The following is a 358-nucleotide window of genomic DNA, read 5'->3' on the forward strand; positions in this document are numbered from 1 at the left end:
GCAGATCATAATCTGTGTTTTAAAGATTTTGTGTTGACCTCAAAAATTATATGGATAAGTATGATGCCAGGTGATGCAAAACTAAACACAAAGGAAAATTCAATGAAAGCACTGGCAAGATTTGGCAAGGCCTTTGGCGGCTACAAAATGATTGATGTCCCGGAACCGGTATGCGGCCCGGATGACGTAGTGATTGAAATCAAAGCTGCAGCTATCTGCGGCGCGGACATGAAACACTACAATGTCGACAGTGGATCCGACCAGTTCAATTCGATTCGTGGTCACGAATTTGCCGGCCAAATTGTGCAGGTTGGCGATAAGGTTAAGGACTGGAAAATCGGTCAGCGAGTGGTTTCTG

Annotated in this window: 1 protein-coding gene; it reads left to right on the top strand. The window is 45.0% G+C overall.

The genetic code is table 11. The annotated features are described in order from the left end of the window. Positions 1-102 precede the first annotated feature (102 nt). On the top strand, positions 103-358 hold a 256-nt coding region (locus tag FDX22_RS21830), incomplete at its 3' end, for an alcohol dehydrogenase catalytic domain-containing protein (RefSeq protein WP_186805421.1).

The organism is Citrobacter sp. TBCS-14 (assembly GCF_005280805.1).
GTDB lineage: Bacteria > Pseudomonadota > Gammaproteobacteria > Enterobacterales > Enterobacteriaceae > Citrobacter > Citrobacter gillenii.